At 63.1% G+C, this 21,475-nt stretch carries 20 protein-coding genes; 7 read left to right on the top strand and 13 right to left on the bottom strand.

Annotated features, from left to right (window positions below; all coding sequences use genetic code 11):
• The first annotated feature begins 4 nt into the window (after window positions 1-4).
• Both HV773_RS02895 and HV773_RS02890 read left to right on the top strand, forming a co-directional pair.
• A complete protein-coding gene (locus tag HV773_RS02895) occupies window positions 5-1,309 on the top strand; it encodes an MFS transporter (protein ID WP_129564409.1) in 1,305 nt (434 codons plus the stop codon).
• Window positions 1,310-1,344: 35 nt separating this feature from the next.
• Window positions 1,345-2,184: an SDR family oxidoreductase gene (locus tag HV773_RS02890; protein ID WP_227875485.1), complete on the top strand. Its 840-nt coding sequence runs from the start codon at window positions 1,345-1,347 to the stop codon at window positions 2,182-2,184.
• Here the strand turns inward: HV773_RS02890 and HV773_RS02885 are convergent.
• From HV773_RS02885 to HV773_RS02875, 3 genes are read right to left on the bottom strand one after another with little or no spacing between them, the layout of a single operon-like run.
• The gene (locus HV773_RS02885; RefSeq protein WP_175194194.1) at window positions 2,174-3,043 is read right to left on the bottom strand and encodes a sterol desaturase family protein; all 870 of its coding nucleotides are present in this window, start codon (window positions 3,041-3,043) and stop codon (window positions 2,174-2,176) included. The two genes, HV773_RS02890 and HV773_RS02885, sit on opposite strands and share 11 nt — an antisense overlap.
• A gap of 42 nt (window positions 3,044-3,085) precedes the next feature.
• A complete protein-coding gene (locus HV773_RS02880; RefSeq protein ID WP_129563512.1) occupies window positions 3,086-3,565 on the bottom strand; it encodes a hypothetical protein in 480 nt (159 codons plus the stop codon).
• Window positions 3,566-3,589: 24 nt separating this feature from the next.
• Window positions 3,590-4,687, bottom strand: a complete 1,098-nt coding sequence (locus HV773_RS02875; protein ID WP_129563511.1) for a 2Fe-2S iron-sulfur cluster-binding protein — start codon at window positions 4,685-4,687, stop codon at window positions 3,590-3,592.
• 139 nt (window positions 4,688-4,826) lie between these two features.
• Here HV773_RS02875 and HV773_RS02870 point away from each other — a divergent pair, with 139 nt between their 5' ends.
• On the top strand, window positions 4,827-5,504 hold the full coding sequence (locus tag HV773_RS02870; protein ID WP_129563510.1) for a Crp/Fnr family transcriptional regulator: 678 nt from the start codon (window positions 4,827-4,829) through the stop codon (window positions 5,502-5,504).
• Between the two features lie 81 nt (window positions 5,505-5,585).
• Here the strand turns inward: HV773_RS02870 and HV773_RS02865 are convergent, their stop codons facing one another.
• From HV773_RS02865 to HV773_RS02835, 7 genes are all read right to left on the bottom strand, one after another.
• Window positions 5,586-6,071 (bottom strand): c-type cytochrome, encoded by a 486-nt coding sequence (locus HV773_RS02865; protein WP_129563509.1) that lies wholly within the window; start codon window positions 6,069-6,071, stop codon window positions 5,586-5,588.
• The gene (locus HV773_RS02860) at window positions 6,068-6,562 is read right to left on the bottom strand and encodes a c-type cytochrome (RefSeq protein ID WP_129563508.1); all 495 of its coding nucleotides are present in this window, start codon (window positions 6,560-6,562) and stop codon (window positions 6,068-6,070) included. Before HV773_RS02860 ends, HV773_RS02865 begins: the two co-directional genes overlap by 4 nt.
• On the bottom strand, window positions 6,559-7,104 hold the full coding sequence (locus HV773_RS02855) for a methylamine dehydrogenase light chain (protein ID WP_129563507.1): 546 nt from the start codon (window positions 7,102-7,104) through the stop codon (window positions 6,559-6,561). Before HV773_RS02855 ends, HV773_RS02860 begins: the two co-directional genes overlap by 4 nt.
• A gap of 40 nt (window positions 7,105-7,144) precedes the next feature.
• Window positions 7,145-7,750 (bottom strand): methylamine dehydrogenase accessory protein MauD, encoded by a 606-nt coding sequence (mauD, locus tag HV773_RS02850; RefSeq protein WP_129563506.1) that lies wholly within the window; start codon window positions 7,748-7,750, stop codon window positions 7,145-7,147.
• On the bottom strand, window positions 7,747-8,322 hold the full coding sequence (locus tag HV773_RS02845; protein ID WP_129563505.1) for a MauE/DoxX family redox-associated membrane protein: 576 nt from the start codon (window positions 8,320-8,322) through the stop codon (window positions 7,747-7,749). The genes mauD and HV773_RS02845 overlap by 4 nt, the downstream gene beginning before the upstream one ends.
• A gap of 7 nt (window positions 8,323-8,329) precedes the next feature.
• Complete coding sequence (locus HV773_RS02840) at window positions 8,330-9,478, bottom strand: amine dehydrogenase large subunit (protein ID WP_129563504.1); 1,149 nt, start codon at window positions 9,476-9,478, stop codon at window positions 8,330-8,332.
• Between the two features lie 156 nt (window positions 9,479-9,634).
• Window positions 9,635-10,591: a helix-turn-helix domain-containing protein gene (locus HV773_RS02835; RefSeq protein WP_129563503.1), complete on the bottom strand. Its 957-nt coding sequence runs from the start codon at window positions 10,589-10,591 to the stop codon at window positions 9,635-9,637.
• Window positions 10,592-10,938: 347 nt separating this feature from the next.
• Between HV773_RS02835 and HV773_RS02830 the strand changes: the two genes are divergently transcribed.
• The 4 genes from HV773_RS02830 to HV773_RS02815 all read left to right on the top strand — a co-directional run bounded on the left by HV773_RS02830 (window position 10,939) and on the right by HV773_RS02815 (window position 17,630).
• The gene (locus HV773_RS02830; RefSeq protein ID WP_129563502.1) at window positions 10,939-12,303 is read left to right on the top strand and encodes a DUF1329 domain-containing protein; all 1,365 of its coding nucleotides are present in this window, start codon (window positions 10,939-10,941) and stop codon (window positions 12,301-12,303) included.
• Between the two features lie 75 nt (window positions 12,304-12,378).
• Complete coding sequence (locus HV773_RS02825; protein WP_175194192.1) at window positions 12,379-14,208, top strand: DUF1302 domain-containing protein; 1,830 nt, start codon at window positions 12,379-12,381, stop codon at window positions 14,206-14,208.
• Between the two features lie 63 nt (window positions 14,209-14,271).
• Window positions 14,272-16,632 carry an efflux RND transporter permease subunit gene (locus tag HV773_RS02820; RefSeq protein ID WP_129563500.1) on the top strand — a complete coding sequence of 787 codons (2,361 nt, stop codon included), beginning with the start codon at window positions 14,272-14,274 and terminating at the stop codon, window positions 16,630-16,632.
• 35 nt (window positions 16,633-16,667) lie between these two features.
• Window positions 16,668-17,630 (top strand): WD40/YVTN/BNR-like repeat-containing protein, encoded by a 963-nt coding sequence (locus HV773_RS02815; RefSeq protein WP_129563499.1) that lies wholly within the window; start codon window positions 16,668-16,670, stop codon window positions 17,628-17,630.
• An 83-nt stretch (window positions 17,631-17,713) separates the two neighbouring features.
• On the opposite strand, the gene HV773_RS02810 is transcribed toward HV773_RS02815, so the two are convergent.
• From HV773_RS02810 to HV773_RS02800, 3 genes are all read right to left on the bottom strand, one after another.
• A complete protein-coding gene (locus tag HV773_RS02810; RefSeq protein ID WP_129563498.1) occupies window positions 17,714-18,211 on the bottom strand; it encodes a hypothetical protein in 498 nt (165 codons plus the stop codon).
• 495 nt (window positions 18,212-18,706) lie between these two features.
• A complete protein-coding gene (locus HV773_RS02805) occupies window positions 18,707-20,305 on the bottom strand; it encodes a GMC family oxidoreductase (protein WP_129563497.1) in 1,599 nt (532 codons plus the stop codon).
• Window positions 20,306-20,440: 135 nt separating this feature from the next.
• Window positions 20,441-21,460, bottom strand: a complete 1,020-nt coding sequence (locus HV773_RS02800; RefSeq protein ID WP_129563496.1) for a helix-turn-helix domain-containing protein — start codon at window positions 21,458-21,460, stop codon at window positions 20,441-20,443.
• Between the last annotated feature and the right edge of the window lie 15 nt (window positions 21,461-21,475).

The raw sequence follows: 21,475 nt of genomic DNA, 5'->3' as shown, positions 1-21,475 counted from the left end.
AACAATGGTCAATTCAGCTTATCGACCCGGGCGGGCGTGGAGTATTGCCTTTCTGCTGACCGGCCTCGCGCTGGTCAACTTTCTCGACAAGATTGTTCTCGGGATGGTGGCCGTACCCTTGATGGCGGAACTCAAGATGTCCGCTGCGGACTTCGGCGTGTTGGCCGGGAGTTTCTTCTGGCTGTTCTCGCTATCCGGCGTGGCGCTGAGTTTTCTGGCGGATCGCTACCCCGCGCGCTGGATTCTTCTCGTGCTTGCGTTCAGTTGGTCGGTGCTGCAAATACCGCTGGTTTTTGCGCATGGCGTGATGACCTTTCTGGTTTGCCGCGTGGTGCTCGGCATTGCCGAGGGACCGACCATCGCCATTTCAATGCATGCGCTTTTCAAATGGTTTCCGAACGAGAAGCGAAGCCTTCCGATGGCGATCTTCAATCAGGGGGCGGCGGTCGGGCTGGTTCTCGCGGGCTTGCTGATTCCACTCGTCTCGAAGCACTGGGGGTGGCGCACGAACTTTGAACTGCTTGCGATTGTCGGTGCGCTCTGGTGTCTCCTATGGCTGTGCTTCGGGCGCGAAGGCAATCTCGGCGCGGCGCCCAGCGCAACGGCTGGGGTTGGCGATCAGACGGCCCCCGATGCCGCAATGTCACGACTGCCATACCGTCGTATTCTGACCATGCCGTCCGTGCTGATCCTGCTGCTGATCGGGTTCGCGGCATATTGGTCCGGTGCGCTGATTCTCACGTGGCTGCCCGCGTATCTGCAAATGGGATTGGGCTTCGACGCCGTGACTTCCGGCCGGCTGTTTTCGGGCGTGCTGTTGCTGACGGCGCCTTACACCATTGCCTTGGGCTGGATCTCCGACCGCATGCTGGCGCGCGGTGCTTCCAGCAGGAAGGCGCGCGTCAATGTCATCAACGCGGCGTTTCTGCTGGGCGGCGTGCTGCTCATCGGCTTGACCATGATCGACATGGCGCCGCTTGCCAAAGTAGCGGTGCTCGGCGTCGCAACCTGCCTCCCGACCATCTGCTTTACCTTTGTGCCCGCGATTCTCGCGGAACTGGTGCCGATGGTCCAGCGCAGTTCGGTGATGGGGATCTACCTCGCCGTCGCGACCAGTGCGGGAGCGATCTCGCCGGTGGTGGTGGGCCGGCTGGTGGAACATCATCACGGCATTGGCGCGCACGGCTATCAACTCGGCTTCGCCATCGGCGGGGGCTTGCTGATCGTCGCGGCGCTGCTCAGTGCCTGCTATCTGCATCCGGAGCGCGCACATCGCCGGCTGACGCTTGCATCGCGAGGTGTCGCGTGACGCGATCCACTTTCCGCTCTGTATTCAGGCCCGGCTTGTTCGCTGGACAGACGGTTATCGTCACCGGCGGCGGCAGCGGCATTGGCCGCTGTACTGCGCACGAACTCGTCCATCTGGGCGCGCACGTCGCGCTGGTGGGCCGCAATGTCGAGAAGTTGCGTGCCGTTCACGAGGAACTGCTAGCCGAAGGAGGCGACGCCTCCGTTCATGGTTGCGACATTCGCGACGATTCGGCTGTCGCGTCCGTTGTCGAATCGGTGCTCGCGATGCACGGACGCATCGACGGTCTCGTCAACAACGCCGGCGGCCAGTACTACGGCGCCATGAAGGATTTCACCACCAGGGGCTTCGAAGCGGTCGTCCGCACCAACCTGACCGGCGGCTTCATCTTCATGCGGGAGGTCTACACGCATTGGATGGAGCGAAACGGCGGCGTCATCGTCAACATGATCGCCGCCGTGGATCATGGATTGCCCGGCTTCGCACACTCCGCGGCTGCACGCAGCGGCATGCTGAATCTGACCGAAACGGCGGCCGTCGAATGGGCGCCTTCCGGCGTTCGGGTCAACGCGGTGGCGCCCGGACTGATCGCGTCCAGCGGCTTCGACAACTACAGCGCCGACGGCGCAGCGGCGATTCATGAGCATTTGGCGGGCATTCCGTTGCAGCGGTACGGTGACGTGTCCGAGGTCTCGGCGGCTATCGTCTACCTCCTTTCCCCGGCGGCGGCCTACGTCACCGGCACCTGTCTGCGCGTCGACGGCGGTGCGGTCAACGCACCGGGTGGTCAGCCGCTTGCCGCCCATGAGCGCAGCAAGCCGTTTTGCGGGTTTCATCTGCCTTCGCTGCCGGCGATGCTGAAGTCTAGCGAGTGACCGCAATGGCGATGCCGGCGGCCGTGACGATCACGGCATCGGCGGCGGCCAGTTCTTCCTCGGAACTCTGAGTCAGTGGCGTCGCTTGCTTCAAGCTCGCACGCCTGTCACGCAAAAGCGGCCAGAACAGTTGCACCATTCCGGATTCCACGGGCATGCCCGCGGGCACGCCATAGGCGTCTTGCCGCTGCGGTTGCCTCGGGTGTGTCGTGCCATGCAGCACATCCCAGATGCAGAGAATATTGCCGTAATTCGAGGATGCATGGCCATACCGTCCAAGCCCGTGATGTGCGTGATGAAAGTCCTGCAGCACCACGAGTTTTTCCACGTTATCGAGCAGCACCCTCCCGGCACGATACCGGCGCAGCCAAAGGTCCCAGCGATACCCTGTGTGCTGAAGCATCGTCACGACCCCCTTGAATCCGAATACCAGTGCGGAGGCGGTGCCGGCGCCAAGGTAGATCAATACCGGCGCCATCCACAACGCTGGAACGAGAAAGTAGTAGAGCGAATTTTCTCGTCCGGCCATCAGGACATTGAGGTAGGTTGGCGTGTGGTGCGGCTTGTGCAGGCGCCACAGCAGCGGCCACTGGTGCGCCATGCGATGCAGCCAGTAGTTCAGGTAGTCGTCGATCACGAGGATGACGATGAACATCAGCCACACTGGTCGGTGAGCCAGCGCGCCTTTCCACTGAGGCAGGAACCGGGCGATTGGCCAGGCGAGCGCCACGAGCAGCAGCGCCCGAACGGAAAAGGCCAGTATCTGGCTCAACACGTTGATGCTGAGTTCGCGTCCGCTCGACGCTTGCGGGTTGCGGAATTGTCCGGTCGACAGATCGAGCACGAGCAGGAAGAACATCAGGCCAAATATGATCGCGACATTCATGTTCTCTCTCCCGGCTTATGGCTGACTGGCGCTGTCGCGCTGGTCTTCCATGAGGAACACCGGCTTGCCAACTTTGGTCGGGTTGACGCTGGCTTCGACAGCGACGCTGCCCGAGATGCCGGCAAAGTCGCCCGTGCCGCTTTCGATGGAGATCCGTCCGCGATCGGCGTGTTCGGCGTCGCCCCGATAATGGAGGTAGGCGACGCCTCCTGCCGTCGACTTGAGTTCGCAGTCGCCGGCGCCCTCGACCTGCTTCGTGCCGTCCAGTGTGTCGATCACATTGCATAGCGCGTAGAAGCGGACCGTCTTGCCCTGCGCAGTGATGACGCCCGCGCCTTCGACGAGGACGTCTATGCGCGAACGTTCCGGCGTGATGTTCATGCGCGACGAGTTCTTGATGGCGCCGCCAAGGGTGAGATGAATCGGCGCGCTGGCGGCATGTGCCTGCACGGCGAGGGACAGCAGCAGGCTAAGGGCAAGGCTTTTCTTCGTCATGGTGATTTCCTCGGGTAATCGTGATCAGGCCGCGGCTTCGGAGAAATGGCTGCGGTCGAAAAAGCGGTCGTAATGGATGCAATGCGCGGGCGTATGGCCTTGAAGTTTTTCCAGGGTCGCGTCGACCATGGGGGGCGGCCCGCACAGATAGAAGCTGGTGTCCGCGAGGCTGCAAAAGCGTTCGAGGTGCTCGGTGCAGAATCCGCGCAGTCCTTGCCAACCCGAATCGGCAGCCTCGCTCGATAGGACAGGCAGCACGAGGAGGCGACCGGGAGCAGGCCAGTGACTTTGCAGGCGTTCCAGTTCGTCCATGCAATACAGGTCGCGCTGGCTGCGCACGGCGAAGAAGAGCGTCGTGTCGGGCGCGCGCTCGAGCCCGCTCATTTGCTCCAGCATGGCCTTGATCGGCGCGAGCCCGCTGCCACCCGCCACGCACACGACCGCGCGGCCATCGTCGCGAAAGCCGAAATCGCCGAGCGGGCCCGTCATGGTGAGCGGATGACCGGCGCGGTCGCCGGCAAACAGCCATTCTGTGAATTGACCACCCGGCACGCGCCGCACGTGGAATTGCACCTCGGTTTGCGGATGATCCTGCGGGGCTGAGCTAAACGAATAGCAACGCGGCGCGGACTCCAGCGACGGATGTTCAGGAATGCAAATCTGTCCGTATTGCCCCGCGCGGTATGTGATTGTCTTGTCGAGTTCGAGAGTCAGCAGCCGGATATCGTGATTCAGCGGGGTAACCGATTTGATCCGGCAGTCCGTGGTGATCGGCGCACCTGAATCCTCGCCACGCGAAAGGCCCGGTACGGCAAGCAGAATGTCGCTTTGCGCTTCGCTTTGACATGCCAGCAAGTCGCCTTTGTGCAATGCCGCCGCGTCGACATGGCTGGAAATATCGCGCTTGAGCCGCACCGTCCCACGCACGAGGCGGCAGCGGCACGAACCGCATTCGCCTGTCATGCAAAGGTGCGGAATACGGATGCCCTGGCGCACGGCGGCTTTGAGCACGGTTTCGCCAGGGCGCAACCAGCAAGATCCTGCGCCGTTCGCTACTTCGAGGCGAAACGCCCCCGGCGGGGCGTCATCGAGCTCTGTCCTGGTGTTGTCTCCGTCGTTCATTCTGTATCTGCCCGGCTCGTGAAATGATCGGCACCGCCTTTTTACCCTCGTGAGCAGCAATGCCACGCTTGCCACACGCGATTTTTATCAGCCGGGTGCCGCGTAGAATATGAAGTAATTCACAATCTAGGGGTTGCCGATGACCGCCCAGGACAATATCGACGCTCATCTGCTATTCGCGATGCTCGACGAGGCAACGCGAGCGCAGTTGTGCGTCGAGGGAAAAGAAGTGCGCTATCGCCCGGGGCAGACGATCCATCGGCAGGGCGATCATGACCGTTCGCTTCAGGTCATCATCGAAGGTCAGGTGCGCTTTAGCCGCCTCGATCGCGACGGACGGAAGGTGAATGCGGCCGTTTTCGGCCCGGGGGAATCGTTTGGCGAGCTGCCATTGTTGACGGGGCGTCCGCGCACGCATGACGCGGTAGCGGTGGGCGCCGTTCGTCTGCTGCGGCTCTCCGATCGCCAGTTCAGAGACCTGCTGAACCGCAAGCCCGAATTGCGCGACCGGCTGCTTGCCGAACTCGCCGAAAGGCTGGTTAATGCGGCGGACAGGCTCGATAGCGCACTTCGCCTCTCGGTGCCTCAACGCGTTGCGCAATTTCTCGTTGCCGAGGTGGAGCGGGGCGCGGGCGCGCTGTCGCTCCATGTGCGGCAATCGGATATTGCCGATGCGTTAGGCGTGACGCGCGAGGCGGTTGCAGCGGCCCTGAGGAAGTTTCGGGCGGAGCGGCTGGTGGAAACGCGTTACCGCGCGATCGATGTGCTCGATCTGGATGCGTTGCGTCTCGCGGTCGGGCGCGGGGCGGCGGGCTGAATGGCGTCGTGCTCGAGCGCGGGACGTGATTGGACGGCGCTTCCGATGTACTCGGGTGGTGCGCGGGGGCTGGCAGATGGCTCAGTAAGCGGCGGCGACATTGCGAATGCCGCGCCGCTGCAATTCACGAACGAGCGCTGCCCGGCGAGGGGCGACGTCCGCATACGCCGGCCGGCGATGTGCCGCGACCTCTGCCGCCGTATAGGGCTTGAAGCGCGGCGGCAGCGCCTCGCGATTCATGGTCGTGAGCAGCCAGTTCAGCACGTCGGCCAATTGCTGGTCTGAAAGCGCGGAGTTGGAAGCGCCCGGCACGCGCATGACATACTCGCGCCCGCCGGGTACCTGTTCGAAGTAGCCGAGCGAGTGCGCCAGCGGCGGAACTTTTCCCGCAATCCCGCCGCCCGTGGCGGTGTGGCAGCCCATGCAATTCTGGATCCAGAGCTGTTTCGCGAGCGGCCACGAGCCATTCGCGTCGTTGGCCGCGCCTGCCTGGCCGGCCGTCGCGGCGCTGCCCCAGAGCGAGAGCGCCGCGAGGCAACAGGTTATCGACCTGAGGACGAACTTCATCGCAGGCCCAGCGCTTTCGTGACGGACGCGCGTTGCGAGTAGACGGCGCTCGCGTCCATCGGCTTCGCCCGTGCGTCCTTGATTTCCGCTGCCGTGAACGGTTTGGCCGGGCCGTGGCTGCCGTTCAGATCGAAGACGACGTAGTTCAGCACCTGGGCCAGCTCGTCGTCGCTCATGCTGTCGAAATTCGGCATTTTGAAGTTATAGGTTTTGTCCGCGACGCGGATCTCCCCATACATGCCGTGCAGGACGGTATCCGGAAGCTGGTGCCGGCTTTGTGCCGAGGCTGCATAGCGGCCTGGATACGAGGTGAGCGGCGGCGCCAGACCGTCCTGCCCCTTGCCGCCCGCCTGATGGCACACTGCACAGCGGGCATCGAAGGTGGCCTTGCCTGCCGGGAAATGGAGCATTTCGGCACGGGCCACGCCGGTTACCGTCCCGAGCGCGAAGAGTGCGAAGGCGCCGAGGGACTTGATGGCACTGAATGTCATTGTTTGGCCGCTCCAAGCAAAACGGAAACCGAGCAGTGATAGTTCGAATTGCTGTTCGCCATGCACCAGTTGATGTCGTTGTTCAGAGAAAGCTTGTAGAGCGGCTTTTCGCGTTCGTTGCGGTTGCAGAAGCACTGGCCGCACGACGTTTTTCCGCAGCAGTCGTTGTACGAAACGATGTAGTTGGAGCCGTCGTGCGGATTGCGGCAGGTGCCGATCCAGGTGATCGGGGACGCCGTGGTGCCAGGTGGACAACTGCTCGAGGTGCCGCCGCAGCAACTGCAGAGCCAGCCGTCGATGGCGCAGTATTTCCAGTAGTCGCAGCTTGTCGGGTCGTCGACACCTGGCGCGAGGGCGGTTGCCCCCGTACCGCTCGCGGCGGCGGGCTTGTCCGCTGCGTAAGCCGTTCGATCGATGGGCAGTAACGGGACGAGCGCCGAGCTGACCAGCACCTTGCCTAGCCGCGCCATCGCGCTGCGCCGCGAGCTGCGCTGCGCCACGCCGCGCGCGGAATACTCGAACCAAGAATCAAACCACGCCATACAGGAAATCTCCGGTCAAATTGGATGAGAGGGCGGCAAGTCACGCGTGCTGTTCGCCGTGCACGTACTGCTGCAGGGATGCGACGCCGCGTTCTTTCGCTTCGAACAGGCTTTCGAGGTGCTCGCGCGTATTGACGAGCCCCTTAGCGCGAACCTTGCCGCTTTCGTCGAGCAGAACTGCGTAGGGAAGCTTGCCGATCTGGTAAGCCATACCGAGTTCCTGCGAGAGCACATACGGGAAGCGCGCAAGCTGTTGCTTCTGGGCGAAGCGAGTGTGCTCGGCGAGATCTCCGTCACTTGCCAGCACGACGTTGACCGGCGTGGCTTCCCTCGCCTGAATCGACGGCAGGAGCGGGAGGAGCTTCTTGCAGACCGGACACGTTGGCGAGAGGAAGAACAGCAGGGTCGACTTGCCGGCCGCGTCGAGGCCGCCGATCTTGACCGCGCGCCCCTGAATATCGGCCAGTTCGAAGACCGGTGCGAGCGCGCCGACCGCGGGGCCCTTATCGATCATGAGCGCGCCGGCCGGCATCATGCGCTCGTACAGGATGCCGACCTGGCGAACGAGCGCGAGGCTGATTGCGCCCAGTGCGAGCACGGCTGCCCACAGCATGGCGGTGGAGATTGCGAGAGCGGTTTGCATCATGAATTCCTCAGGTGTTCGAGCTTCGGGCCGTTGGCGATCAGTGCATCCAGCACGAGCAGGGCACAGACGATCGACAGGACAGCGAAAGAAAGGGTGAGATAGTCGAACCAGACGATGGGCCGGGTCGTGCTCTCCAGGTATGCTGTGCCCGTGAGCGCGGCAAGGAGTCCGAGCCGTGCGACGTGCCACCAGCCAATGCCGCGCGGGGCGTGAGAAGTGGCGTCCGGCCCGCTCGGCACGAGCGAAGCGAGGCCGGAGCAGCCGCAGTCGATGTCAGTGTGGCCACGCAGGATGTTCACGGCGAGTCCCGCCGCGAACAGGGCGAACAGCGCGATGAGCAGCGTTGCGCCGCCGAAGCGTGTTTCTTTGCTGAGGAGCGCGAGCGGGCCGAGTGTTTCCACTGCGACGATTGCGATGGCGCCCGGCCAGGCGAGCACCTCAGGCACGATCCGCCACGCTGCGATTGCATCGCGGAACGCGGTGGGGCGTCGCCATTTGGCCAGCGCGCCGAGCAGGACGACGATGGCCGCGACCGCCTGGGCGGCGCCGGCAAGAACGGGATCGATCTGCATGGCGGCCTCAGGGGTTCACGAGCAGCGTCGGCGTGCGCGCTACGTGCTGCGTGATGGAGCGCAGCTTGCCGGTCTGAGCGTCCAGCACCACCAGATCGCCGGTCAAGGTGAGGCCGTAGAGCAGCGGACGATCGTCCTGACTGACCTGAACCGACACAACAAGGGGCGGGATCTTCTGATCCGCAAGACTCCAGCGCGCGACGCGCTTGTGGCTGTTCAGGTCGAACACCCAGATTTCGCTTGCGGGCTCCTTGTGCGAGCCATCCGCCCCTTGATGCATGGCGACATAGAGACGATGCATCCGATCATGGACGGCGGTTGGCTGGAGACCGCCAGGCCGCCAGCCAGAGGCACGCTCGGCGTCGGTGACGAGTGGCCATGCCGCTCCGAACACGGCTTTGTCGCCACGAAAATTCGCAGTGCGAACCATGCCATGGAAGGTCGTGAAGACATACCCGCCTTGCCACGGCGAGGCGTTCGCGAACGCGGGATCGCGTTCGACGTCGATGAACGGTTCGGACATGACCCGGCGGCTCTCCTTGCCCGCCGCGTCGAGTGTGATGGTGAGCGCTTTGCCGCTCTCGCATAGCGCCGTGAACTTGTTCGGCCCGCTGGGCAAGGCCAGCACGCAGGCGGCCATATCGATCTCGCCCGCCAGCTTGCGCGAATGCGCGTCGACTACGCTCACCGAAGCGGCCGGCGTGAGATTGGACACGTAGATGTGCTTGCCGTCGGAACTGAAGGTGGTATTCCACGCCGATGGCACCGACTGGGCGTGCTTCGACGGGATGATCGCTTCACCGGCATGATCGAGCGTGCTGTTGTCGGTGAACTCCATGACGTCCGTGCGCGTGCCGTGCGAGCCGCGCGAGAAGTAAGTCGTGGCGACGACACTCGTCTTGTGGTCGGGCGAAATGGCGAAGCCGGGCAGGAAGCCAGCGTCGATCTGGCCAAGCTCCTTGCGCGCGTCGGCGTCGTAGACGTAGATCCGGCCATCGGTGGCGGCATCACCGGACGGATCGACGATAAAGATTTCATGAGGATGCCAGGCAGGCATCTTCTGAATGGTTAATTCTTCCGGCTTTTCAGCGGCCGTTGCGGCGCAAGCGAATGCCAGAACCGCCGCGGCGGCGGCGGCGCGCTTTCTGATAGTCATGTTCACTCCTCGATCGAAGCTCGATTCGGAGTGGACTGTAATGCGGCGCGAGCGGACTCGATGGCTCGAATCGGCAGACCGTGGATAAGGGCTTGCCCTGGTGCGAAGGGAAAACCGCGCGTGGGCAGCGCGGCCTTTGGTGCGAAAGGAGCGCCTTCAGGCGCGAGCGCAGACGCGCGGAGTTTGCGAGGGCAACTCGCCGAACAGGCGGTGATAGTTGCTGGCGAACTTGCCGAGATGGACGAAACCCCAGCGCGTGGCGATGCTCGCAATATTCATCCGCGCGGCAGGCGTTTCGCGCAGCATCCTCCGTACTCCGCACAGCCGCACCGCACGTAGATAATCGGCAGGCGACTCGCCGGTGATCTCGCGAAAGCACGTCTGCAGCGTGCGGCGGCTCACTCGCAGTTCGGTGCAAAGTTCGAGAACCGTCACGGGACTGCCTGCGTGACGCATGACATAGTCCTGGCTGCGCCGGATGATTTCGCTGTAGGTGAGCCGGGTCAGGTCTTCACGAGGCGCGGGTTCGAGCGCCTCCATTGCCTGGCACACTTCGTCGAGCAGCGCCTTTCGGAGTGCGTAGCGTGTGGCGGGGCAGCCTAGCCGGTCAGCGTGAGCCCTTAATTGGCCGACGCTCTCGTTGAGCCTGCGCACAGCGTCTGGCGACGCCTCGCCGAACGGCATCGGCATATGGGGGGCCGCGTCGCGCCGCTTCGTCGCACGCCTGAGATGCTCGGCAATGCCCTCGAATTCCGACTCGGCCAGCGTAATGCCGAACATCGTGGCATCCGACGGAAGGTGCACGACCCAATCGCTGCCGCTGCGCGCGGAGCTGATGGTGCGATTGGTAATTTCGCGGCCGCGCGAAGTGGGCGCGACCGACGCATACGAAAACCAGCCGATGCCGATCATTCCCGCCGAAATATGACCGCATTGCACGACACGCCGGTTCACGCGCTCGCTGAAGAAATGCAACCCGTCCAGGTCGAACTGTTCCAGCGTGCTGCCGAACTGTCCCTTCTCGATCTGAAAGTACTGCTGCTTGATGTTGGCGAGGTGTTGCGCGTGTTCGCCGGCGTCGGCGTAATGCCGGACCGAATAGTGAGTAGCCATAGCGAGGTTCGATGCCGGGAGCGCCGGTTACACCGGCCTCCTGAAGAGAGTTTCCGAAATTCGGGGGGCAGGATCGGGAGCAAGCGCGGGCGTGCGTCCATCCTGTGAGCACCCGGGCGATGGACCGTACCACGGAAAAAATGGCGCTGGAAGTCTGGTTGCAAATCGGCACACCCGTGTTTTCCCCAACAGCACGAGTTGCCGATTCGGGCTTGGCGCACAACACCCCATCCGTTAAAGTCGGCCCGGCTTGAGCGCATCGAGCGCTGCTGGACGGCTCGACCGCCCATCGATACACCGGACGTGCCGGCACGGCGCGTCTGCTCATACTGAATGAAGGGAGAGGGATGATGAAGAAGCGGAGCTTGGGGGCCGCATGTATCGTGGCAGCCACTGTCTCGGTTGCCTGCCTGGCAGCGTATGCGGACAACCTGACACCGGAGGGCGCGAATCCCGCCGCTGGCAAGGACGGACTCGTCCCGGCATTTTCAGGGCGCTCGACGCCCGAGCAGGGCTGGGCATATGGCAAATACCGCGGCGAGTTCTGGAAGCACCGCGACGAGAAACCCCTTTACTCGATTGATGCTTCCAACGTCGACAAGTATGCGGACCACCTGTCGCCCGGGCAGATTCAGTTGATCAAGCAGCGCAAGGGCTACCGGATGGACGTTTATCCGGCTCATCGCGAGTGTCAACTTCCCGAGGTTGCCGAACAGAATTCGCGCGACAACCTCACCGCCGCAAAGCTTGATCCGGGCGGCTCGATGCTTCAGACGGCCGTGTTCCCGGGCGTGGCCTTTCCAGAACCGCATAACGGCGCCGAAGCCATCCTGAACTACGAGTATCGCTATCGCGGTGTCGGTATCGAGTGGCCAACGACCACCACCGCGGTGTCGCCGCGACCGGGCAGCGATGACTGGATTATGACGATGGGTCCCCAGACGTTCTATTTCCCGTCGGGCAAGCTTGGCAGGAGCACGCCGAACGACGTCGACCAGTTGAGCGTCGCCGGCTACTTTGGCTACAACTCGCCGGCCGCCATGGCCGGTCAAGGGGGAATGCAGCGCCAGTACTTCGATAAGGACTCGGAAACGTTCTACTACTTCCCGGGTCAACGTCGCGTTCGGCGCATGCCGGCGTACACGCACGACGCGCCGCAGATCGGCTACGAGAACCAGTATGCGGTGGACGAAGCGAACATGTTCAATGGCTTCATCGACCGTTTCGACTGGAAGCTTGCCGGACAGCGTGAAATGATCGTGCCGTACAACGACTTCGGCATGTACAACTTCAACGCGAAACTTGCCGATGTCGCGAAGCCCGATGGTCTGAGCGAGGCCAGCCGGCGCTACGAGATGCATCGTGTGTGGGTGGTCGAGGCGACGCTCAAGCCGACGGCACGTCACGTCGCGTCGAAGAAGGTCTTCTACCTCGACGAAGACAGCTGGCTCGCGCTCGTTGGAGAGGACTACGACGCGCAGGGCAAGCTCTGGAAAGTGCGCGAAGGTTATCCGATTCCGGTCTGGGAGCTGGGCGGCGCATGCGATCTCGAGACCTTCGTGCAGTACGACCTGAACGATGGCCGTTACGTGTTCGACCAGTCGCCGATTGGTGCGGGAAAGGATATTCACTGGTACGCGCAGTCGACCGACAGCCGCTTCAAGTCGGATTACTACAGTGCGGAGACACTGCGCTCGATCAGCGAGCGTTGATCCGGGCCTGGCGCAAGAGGCGCGGGCTTGGGTGCGCCCGCGCCCCGCGCCAGGACAATCACATAGAGGATAGCCATGAAGGCACAGGGGATCGGGAAGTCGGTTTGCGCTTCGCTTGTCGTATTGGGTGCGGCGAATCCGAACGCATACGGCTATGAGTTCAACACGGGCGTGGGCGACTTGCAGGGGTCGTGGGTGACCAACCTCACGGCAGGGGCCGGCATACGCCTGAAAAATCCCAGCTGTTCGTTGACCGGCGATCCCAATGCCGAGGGCTGCGGGGCGGCGGCAAACACGAATCAATGGGGCTTCGGCGACAATGGCGACCTGAATTACCGCAAAGGCCAGCTCTACAGCACGTATATCAGCGCGACCAGCGAACTGCTCTTGACGATGCCGAGCGAGGGCTTGAAGTTCATGATACGCGGTACGGGCATGTACGATTTTCTCGCCGGGAATACCGCGAGAACGCCGCTCACGAGCGCGGCGGCGGCCCAGGTGGTGTACGACACCCAACTGCTCGATCTGTGGGCGGAGAAGGACTTCACGATCAACGACCGGCCGGCACACCTGCGGCTTGGCAACCAGGTGATCAACTGGGGCGAGAGCGCGTTCGCGGCGGGCGGCATCAACGCGACCAACTCGCTGGATATCCAGAAGTTGCTGATTCCCGGCTCGCAGCTCAAGCAGGCGCTGTTGCCGGCGCCGATGTTGAGCTTTGCCGCTGATCTTTCTCATGGATTCAGTACTGAGGATTACTATCAGTTTCAGTGGAATGGAAATCGCTACCCGCCGGTCGGAAGCTACTGGTCGATAACCAACAGTTTTGGCCGCGGCGCGGAACCGCTCACGCTGAACACGAACAATTTCAACGTTGCAGGCTTCAGTGCGGGAACCATCGCGGGACCCAATAGCGGCAACGCCTCCACGATTGCGGGGATCAATGGCGGGCTCGTGAACGGGGACTTTGCCGGGCCGCCGTTCAATACGATCGGTATTCCCGTGTCCTCCGCGCTGCCCGCCAAATACCGGCCGCAGTTCGGCGTGAAGTTCAACTACCGCCCACGAACCGTCGATGCGAACTTCGCTTTTTACTATGAAAACTACACCGACAAGTCGCCGGTCATATCGGCACTGCCCAATGGCAGCGCACAGTTCTCCTGGCTCCAGAACCGGCAGCTTTTCGGTGTCAGCGCGAACTTCGGACTCGGAGAATGGGCAATCGGCACCGAACTCTCGTATCGGCCACAGGATGCCGTTGCACTTTCAAGCTGCTTCGGCGCCGGTGGTCCGCTCGACTCGAACACCAATGGCGTAACCGGTGTCGACTGCCAGCAATGGGCGGACGAGAAGAAGATTCAGTATGACATCAACGGCATTCTTAGCCTCACGCGCAGCGAGTACCCGTTCCTCAAACTGATCGGTGCGGACATGGCTGTGCTGACCGCCGAGCTGACGTGGATCTACTACCCGGGCGTCAGTTCGAGCGGCGTGACGCGCACGGTGGGCGGACAGACTGTGACGCAGGTTCCTGCCGCAGGCTATCTGCCGTGGCTGAACTATGGATCGAGTCTTGGCTACCCCATCGTCATGGCGCAGGGCACATCCAGCTCGGTCGGCGCGACCATCGACTTCAACTGGACATACGACGGCAGCCTCATCCCGGGTTGGCAGGTGACGCCCGGTGTGACGTTCTCCGATGCGCTCTACGGCTACACGCCAACGTTCTCCGCCAACTATCTGCAGGGTGCGAAGTCCGTGAACGTCTACGTGCTGTTCAACCAGAACCCGGCTGTATGGCAAGCCGGGATCAACTTCACGGCTTTTTTTGGCGGGCACCAGAGCGTTGGCCAGCCGTTCGCCGACCGCAACTTTGTCGGCATGTTTGCAACCCGGAACTTTTGATGTCTCGAGCAGGCATCGGATGTCAACCATCGAACGCCGTCCGCAAATCTGAAGGGAATTTTCGTGCTGAATCGCCTGATCTGTCGTCTTGAGACACTCCTCTTTGGCTACCGCTCCGTTGTGCTGATCTCGATTGGCGCATTCACCGCGGTCATGGCCATGTTCGCCGCGCAATTGCACATGGACGCGGGCTTCGAGAAGCAGATGCCGATCGGCCACGAGTACATTAAGACGTTTCAGAAGTACCGCAGCGATCTGTTCGGCGCGAACCGCATCACCGTGGTGGTGCGAGCCCGCAAAGGGTCCATCTGGACTCCGGAGGGGCTCGCACGCCTGTACAAGGTCACGCAGGCCGTGACGTATCTGCCGAATGTGGATCGGCTGGGCGTGCAATCGCTCTGGACGCCGAATACCTACGTCAACGAGATCACGGAAGACGGCTTTCACGCCGACCCGATCATTGGCGGAACGATCACGCCGGACCAGTTGACGCCGGCGATCATCGAGAAGATTCGCCGGTCCACGACGCAGGGCGGCTATATCGGCACGCTCGTGTCGCACGATGAAGATAGCGCGATGATCACGGCCGAACTCACCGAGCGGGACAGATCCGGCAAGGTGCTCGACTATCTGGCGTTCAACCATCTGCTCGAGAGCCAGATCCGCAAGCCATTCGAAGATCAGGGCTACGAAATTCAGATCATCGGTTTCGCTAAACAGATTGGCGACATTGCGGATGCCGCTACCTCGGTTCTCGGCTTTTGCGCTATCGCGCTCGTTCTCACCGCGCTCGCCGTCTACTGGTACAGCCACTCGATTCGCTTCACGATCTTGCCGATTGCGTGCTCGTTGACATCTTTGGTCTGGCAATTCGGCACGCTCGGACTGCTTGGGTTCGGGCTTGATCCGCTTGCGGTGCTCGTGCCGTTTCTCGTCTTCGCCATCGGGGTTTCTCACGGCGTTCAGCAAGTCAATTACATCGTGCGCGAACTCTCGCTCGGACGCAGCTCGCTCGACGCTGCCCGTCACAGCTTCAGCGGGCTGCTGGTGCCGGGCACGCTCGCGCTCGTCACTGCATTCGTTTCGTTCGTCACGCTTTTGCTGATCCCGATTCCGATGGTGCGCGAACTGGCCATCACAGCATCGCTCGGGGTGGGCTACAAGATCATCACGAATCTCATCATGCTGCCGGTCGTGGCTTCCTGCTTCAGTTTCACAAAGACCTACGCCGACCGCGCGCTTGCGCGCCGAGAGCGCCGCTCGGCGTGGTTGCGGGGGCTCGCGCGGGTTGCCGAGCCGCGCTATGCGCCTCTCGTCCTGGCACTGACGCTCGTCATCTTCGTGGTTGCCGTGTGGCAGAGCCGCGAGCGCGTCATCGGCACGCTCGAGCCCGGCGCGCCGGAATTGCGGGCGGACGCGCGCTTCAATCGCGACGCGCTTTCTATTGCAGGCAACTACGACGTGGGGCTGGACTGGCTCACGGTGGTGTTCGAGTCGAACAGCGCGTCATGCGATAACCCCGCGGTCGGCTTCTATGAGGACGATTTCGCGAGCGCCATGCAAACCGAACCTGGCGTGGTTTCAGTACAGTCGTTTCCGGCGATGCTGCGCACGTATAGCGAGGGCTACAACGAAGGCTATCCGAAGATGAACGTGGTGCCGGTCGATGCGAGCAATTACGGCGCGCTGGCGGCCGAGATCGGACGCGTGAAGGGCTTCATGAACAGCGACTGCAGCATGACGGCCGTTCACCTGTTTCTCGCCGATCACAAGGCGACCACGATCAATCGCATTCTCGGCGATGTGAAGCGGTATCGCGCTACGCATGAGATGCCCGGAGTCACGATACGTCTCGCTGCCGGCAATGCGGGCGTGCTTGCCGCAACAAACGAGGAAGTGGCGAAGAGCGAACTGCCGATGATGCTCAATGTGTATGCGGCAATCCTGATCCTCGTATTCCTCGCGTACCGCGACTGGCGCGCGATGGTGGCGTGCTGTGCGCCGCTTACCGTGGCGACCTTCGTGGGTTACTGGTTCATGAAGGCGCTGCACATCGGACTCACGGTAGCGACGCTTCCGGTCATGGTGCTCGCCGTAGGCATCGGCGTCGACTATGCCTTCTACATCTACAATCGGCTGCAACTGCATCTCGCGACTGGGCAGAACATCGTGAAGGCCGTGGAGCATGCGATGCTCGAAGTCGGTGTAGCGACCATCTTTACTGCCATCACGCTCGCAATCGGCGTAGCGACATGGAGCTTTTCCGCGCTCAAATTCCAGGCGGACATGGGCAAGCTGCTCGCGTTCATGTTCATCGTCAATTTGCTGATGGCGATGACCGCGCTGCCCGCGCTCGCATCGCTACTGGAGCGCTGGTTCCCGCGGACCAAGCCGGCACGCGCGCCGGGCCTGCTGAGTCACTGATCCCAGGCGCACCGAACTTCTCAGGAAGATTAGTCATGCTGAAGATAATCGCTTTATTGGTAGCGCTGTGTGCCTGCTTGCCGGCGCTTGCGCAAACGGGCGAAAAGCCGGTTACGCTCATCGAGACGCCAGCGCACCCCTGGCAAGCGCCGGCACACAAGATGATGCTCGATGCAACTCGCGCGGGCGCTCGCATCGTGGCGGTGGGAGAGCACGGCATCGTGCTGCTTTCCGACGACGATGGCCAATCATTTCGTCAGGCCGTCAAGGTACCGGTCGGTTCGACGCTTACCGCCGTGACGTTCTCGGACGCCCGGCACGGATGGGCCGCCGGACATTGGGGAGCCATTATCGCCACTCAGGACGGGGGGGAAACGTGGAAGCTGCAGCGCGTCGATACCTCTACGGATCAACCGATTTTTTCGATCGACTTCCTCAATGCGCGCGATGGCTTCGCGGTTGGCCTGTGGTCGCTATTGCTCGTGACGCATGACGGCGGCAACACCTGGACGCGCGTTGCGGTGCCGAAGCCCGCGGGCGGCAGTCGCGCGGACCGCAATTTGTATCGTATCTTTACCGATCGCTCCAATACCATCTATGTCGCTGCGGAGCAGGGCTCGGTCCTGCGGTCCAGGGACGGCGGCATCAGCTGGAAATGGTTGGAGACGGGAGGCAAGGGATCGCTGTGGGCAGGCGCTGCCGCACCCGATGGCCGCATCTTCGTGGGCGGATTGCTCGGCAATGTGTACGGGAGTGCCGACGCGGGTGAGTCCTGGTTGCGCGTGGATTCACACGCAAGCGGTTCTATCACCGACCTTGTCGCTACGCGTGACGGTGTAGTGGGCGTCGGGCTCGATGGCTTCGTGCTTGATGCTCGTAGCGGTGAACCGGCCTTCGCTGCGAGCCAACGCACCGACCGCGCAGCGCTGACGGCTGTCGTGATCAATGGAAAGGGGATGCCCGTTCTGTTTTCGAAGGACGGTGTGGTTGGGCGATGAAGGAGGGCAGTGAACCAGGAACTTGCATTTCGCTCGTGGCACGTTTCCCCGTGTGCCTCGCCCCAGCGCGGGGCGCACTGCATCTACTCGCCGCGGCGGCGTTTCCTCGACAGCCCATCCAGCGCCGGCACAAGTCGCTTGAATCGCTGAAACGCGACATCGCGGTGCGCGCGTGCCACTGCGTGGACCTGTGCTTCATCCTCGCGGGTCCATTGGAGGATCGCGGCAATCCGGTCGGCCTCGCGGCGCATCCATAGCGCCTGCACGACTTTCATTGGCCGCCCGCGCACCGTCGAGCGCAGGGACCAGTAATCGAACTCTGCGTAGAACCGTCGTGGGCCGCGAGCGCCTTCAGGGCGCTGGCGGCGCAACCGCCATTCGAATTTCTCGTCGTTCCATAACCGGTCGTTGAACCCGGTGGGCCATTCGAGTTCGCGCGGGATTAGCGATTCGTCGATGAGTTGCTCCATGGTGCCGAGTACTTCGAAATAGCCGAGATCGGGAGCGAAATTAAATACCGGAGTGTCGGGGACGGTGAAGTCGATACAGTGCCCTCGCCTGTCGTCGGTGGGAGTGTTCACAGCGCAATCTCCTGTGCTGGGTGTGGGGCCCGGCTCCCGCTCTCAATCGGGGTGGGGGTGGCCGGGCGCAAGACGGGGTTGAGAGGCCGGCGCAAAGGAACCGGTGAGCCGAAGCTCCCCCGCCACGGCCCGGCCATTGAAGGCGCGCGTTGGCATGCGGACGAAAAAAAGCCACTCGTGAGTGGCGGCAATCCGCCTTTGCATTTCCGGCTCTCACCCCGGGTCGCTGCTGTTTCAGCGACGATCTGGCATTCATTATCGAGACAATGAATGCCAGCGATAAGTGACAGGGTGACGCCCTGGACCGCTTGTCGCAGGGGGCAAACGGGGCGATCCCGATGAACGGCGAGGATTTTTGCGATTAAATGCGAGCGAGCGCACCGCTCGCTCCATCGGCAATGCCGCGACTTCGGCCAGCGCGTCGCGCGTGATCTGACCTGCGTGAACGCGCGTGGTGCCGCGCGTGGTGCCGAATCACGCTCCCCAACCAGCCACTTACTTCGCCGCCTGCCGAATCATATCCACCGCCTTCTCGGCAATCATGATCGTGGGCGCGTTGGTGTTGCCGCTGACCACCGTCGGCATGATCGAAGCATCCACAACGCGCAGCCCTTCGATTCCATGCACGCGCAATTGCGCATCCACTACCGCGAGTGGATCGCTGCCCATCTTGCAGGTGCCCACCGGGTGGTACTGGGTGTCGGCGCGGCGGCGGATATCCTGCTCCACGGCGCGCTGATCCGATTGATCGACCGGATACAGCGGCTTCGCACCCAATGCCTTCAGCGGCGGCGCTTCCATAATGCGGCGCTGCAGATTCGCGCCCTTGAGCATGACGTCCATATCCGCGGGATCGGAGAAGAAGCGCGGATCGATTAGCGGCGCATCGAAGGGGTTGGTCGACGCCAGCTTCACGGTGCCCCGGCTCTTCGGGCGCAGCACGTCGACGTGGCAACTAAAGCCGTGCGAGACGTGCAGCTTGCGCGCGTGATCGTCCACGATGGCTTCGACGAAAATGAGCTGGAGGTCGGGCGCCGGCACGTCGGGGCTGCTGCGCACGAACGCGCCCGCACCCGCGTAAGGCGTGGTCATCAAGCCCCTGCGCTCGCGCCGCCATTGCGCAATGCCCTTGATCACGCGAGCGCCTCCGCCAATGGAGACGCCGAAGGTCTCGGGGCTGCTCGACGTCGAGTAGCTGTACACATAATCGATGTGGTCTTGCAGGTTCTCGCCCACGCCCGGCAGATCGTGCACCACCGGGATGCCCATGGCCTGCAGTTGCGCGCCGGAGCCGATGCCCGACAGCATGAGAATTTGCGGCGAGCCGAACGCGCCCGCGCTCAGGATCACTTCGCGGCTGGCCCTGAGGTCCTGCGACTGGCCGTTGATCTTGACGCGCACGCCAACGGCGCGCTTGCCCGCGAGTAGCACGCGCTCGGTTTGCGCGCCCGTCAATACCGTGAGGTTCTTGCGCGAGAGGTTGGGTGTGAGATACGCCTTGGCCGCGCTGCAACGCTCGCCATTCTTTTGCGTGACCTGGTACATGAACGCGCCGTCACGCTCCAGGCCGTTATAGTCGGCCACGCTCGGCAAGCCGCAATGCGTGGCGGCCTGCAGGAAGCGCTGATGGATCGGGCTCGGCGTCTGGATCTCCGCGACGTTGAGCGGGCCTTCCTTGCCGTGGAACGCGTTGTCGAGGGTCTCGTTGCGCTCGGACTTCTTGAAGTAAGGGAGCACGTCCTCGAACGACCAGCCCGGGTTGCCCTGTGCGGCCCAATTGTCGTAGTCCCAACGATCGCCGCGCACGTAGAGCATCGCGTTGATGGAGCTGGAGCCGCCCAGCGTCTTGCCGCGCGGCTGATATCCGCGGCGTCCGTTGAGACCCGGCTGCGGCACGGTCTTGAACGCCCAGTTGTGCAGGCGGGTCGGCAATATGGCGACCACGGCCGCGGGCATCTGGATGAGCGTGCTTTTGTCCGAATCGCCGGCTTCGAGCAGGCAAACGGTGACGTTGGGGTCTTCGCTGAGTCGGCCAGCGAGCGTGCTGCCGGCGGACCCGCCGCCGATCACGATGTAGTCGTAAGAGGTATGCATGGCGGGAAGTCTGGGGCAGGCGCTCTCGAACGACTATCCACTTTCCGGCAAGTTGCCTGCGCCGCCCGGGTTTCGGGGGAAATCCCTGGTATGGCGGCGGCTTTCTGCAGCCCCGGCACCCCCAAGCGAGCGTCTTCAGGCGCGCCGGTGCAGGGTTTCCGACGGGCGCTCGTGATAGAGCTTCGCGTATTCCACGGCGAAGCGGCCCAGATGAAAGAAGCCCCAGCGCGTGGCGACTTCGGTGACCGAGGCCGAGGGCTCGGCGCGCAGCAATTCCCGCCGCACGGCCGCCATGCGCCGCAGGATCAGGAAGCGGCGCGGGCTGCAGCCGAACGCTTCCTGAAACGCGCGTTCGAGCGTCGAAAGGCTGGTGCGAGCGGCCTGGCACAGATCGTCGATGCGCACGAGCGGGCTGTCCTGGGCGTCGAGAAAATCCTGGGCGCGTCGCACGATGCGCCAGCGCTCGCCGGCGTCGAGAAACGCCGAGTGGCCCATGGCTGCCGGGTCTTGCCGGCCATCGAGCTCGCCCAGCATGACCGAAAGAATATCCTCGTGCGCGAGCGCCAGTTGAGCGCTGGCTGCGTCGCTGGCCGCGTCGCCCGTTTCGTCGGCCGCCGTGTTGTCCGCTGCGCCGCTCGCCAGCAGCGCGGGCGACCAATAGTGCAGCGTGCGCAGCATCGCGTCGCTGCCTCCCGGGAGACGCAGGCCGCCGCCGCGCGTGATGGCCCCCAGATCGACGCCGATGGCGTTCAGCCGCTCGCGCTCGACCTGGAGCGAAACCCACTGCGGCTGCGTGGGCAGGCACAGCGCCAGTTCGCTGCCCTCCGGGGCAACCAAGAGCAGCCCGTTGTCGACGGCGGCGCCGAACAGCCGCCAATCGCCGTGGCCGCTGAGCAGCATGCCCATCGTGATGCGGTTGCGGTTGAGCGCGCCCAGCGCCATCACCGAGAGGCTGTAGTTGCCCCAGTCGACCTGGAGCTCGCGGCTCGCGCTATGGGCGACCGTGCCTCGAAACTGCCCGACCTCCAGCTGGACGTGCTCCAGCACGCCTTCCTGAAGCGCGTCGCGCATGGCCTGCGGGTCGAAGCCGCTCAGGCGGGTTGCCTGGCGGGCCGACGCGGGGTGCGAAAGGGACGGAGAAATCGGGGGCCGCATGGTGACGAGCGCGCT

This window comes from Paraburkholderia caffeinitolerans (assembly GCF_902859945.1).
GTDB lineage: Bacteria > Pseudomonadota > Gammaproteobacteria > Burkholderiales > Burkholderiaceae > Paraburkholderia > Paraburkholderia caffeinitolerans.
Note: the sequence above shows the minus strand (reverse complement) of the source record. Positions and strands in the feature narration are given on the sequence as shown.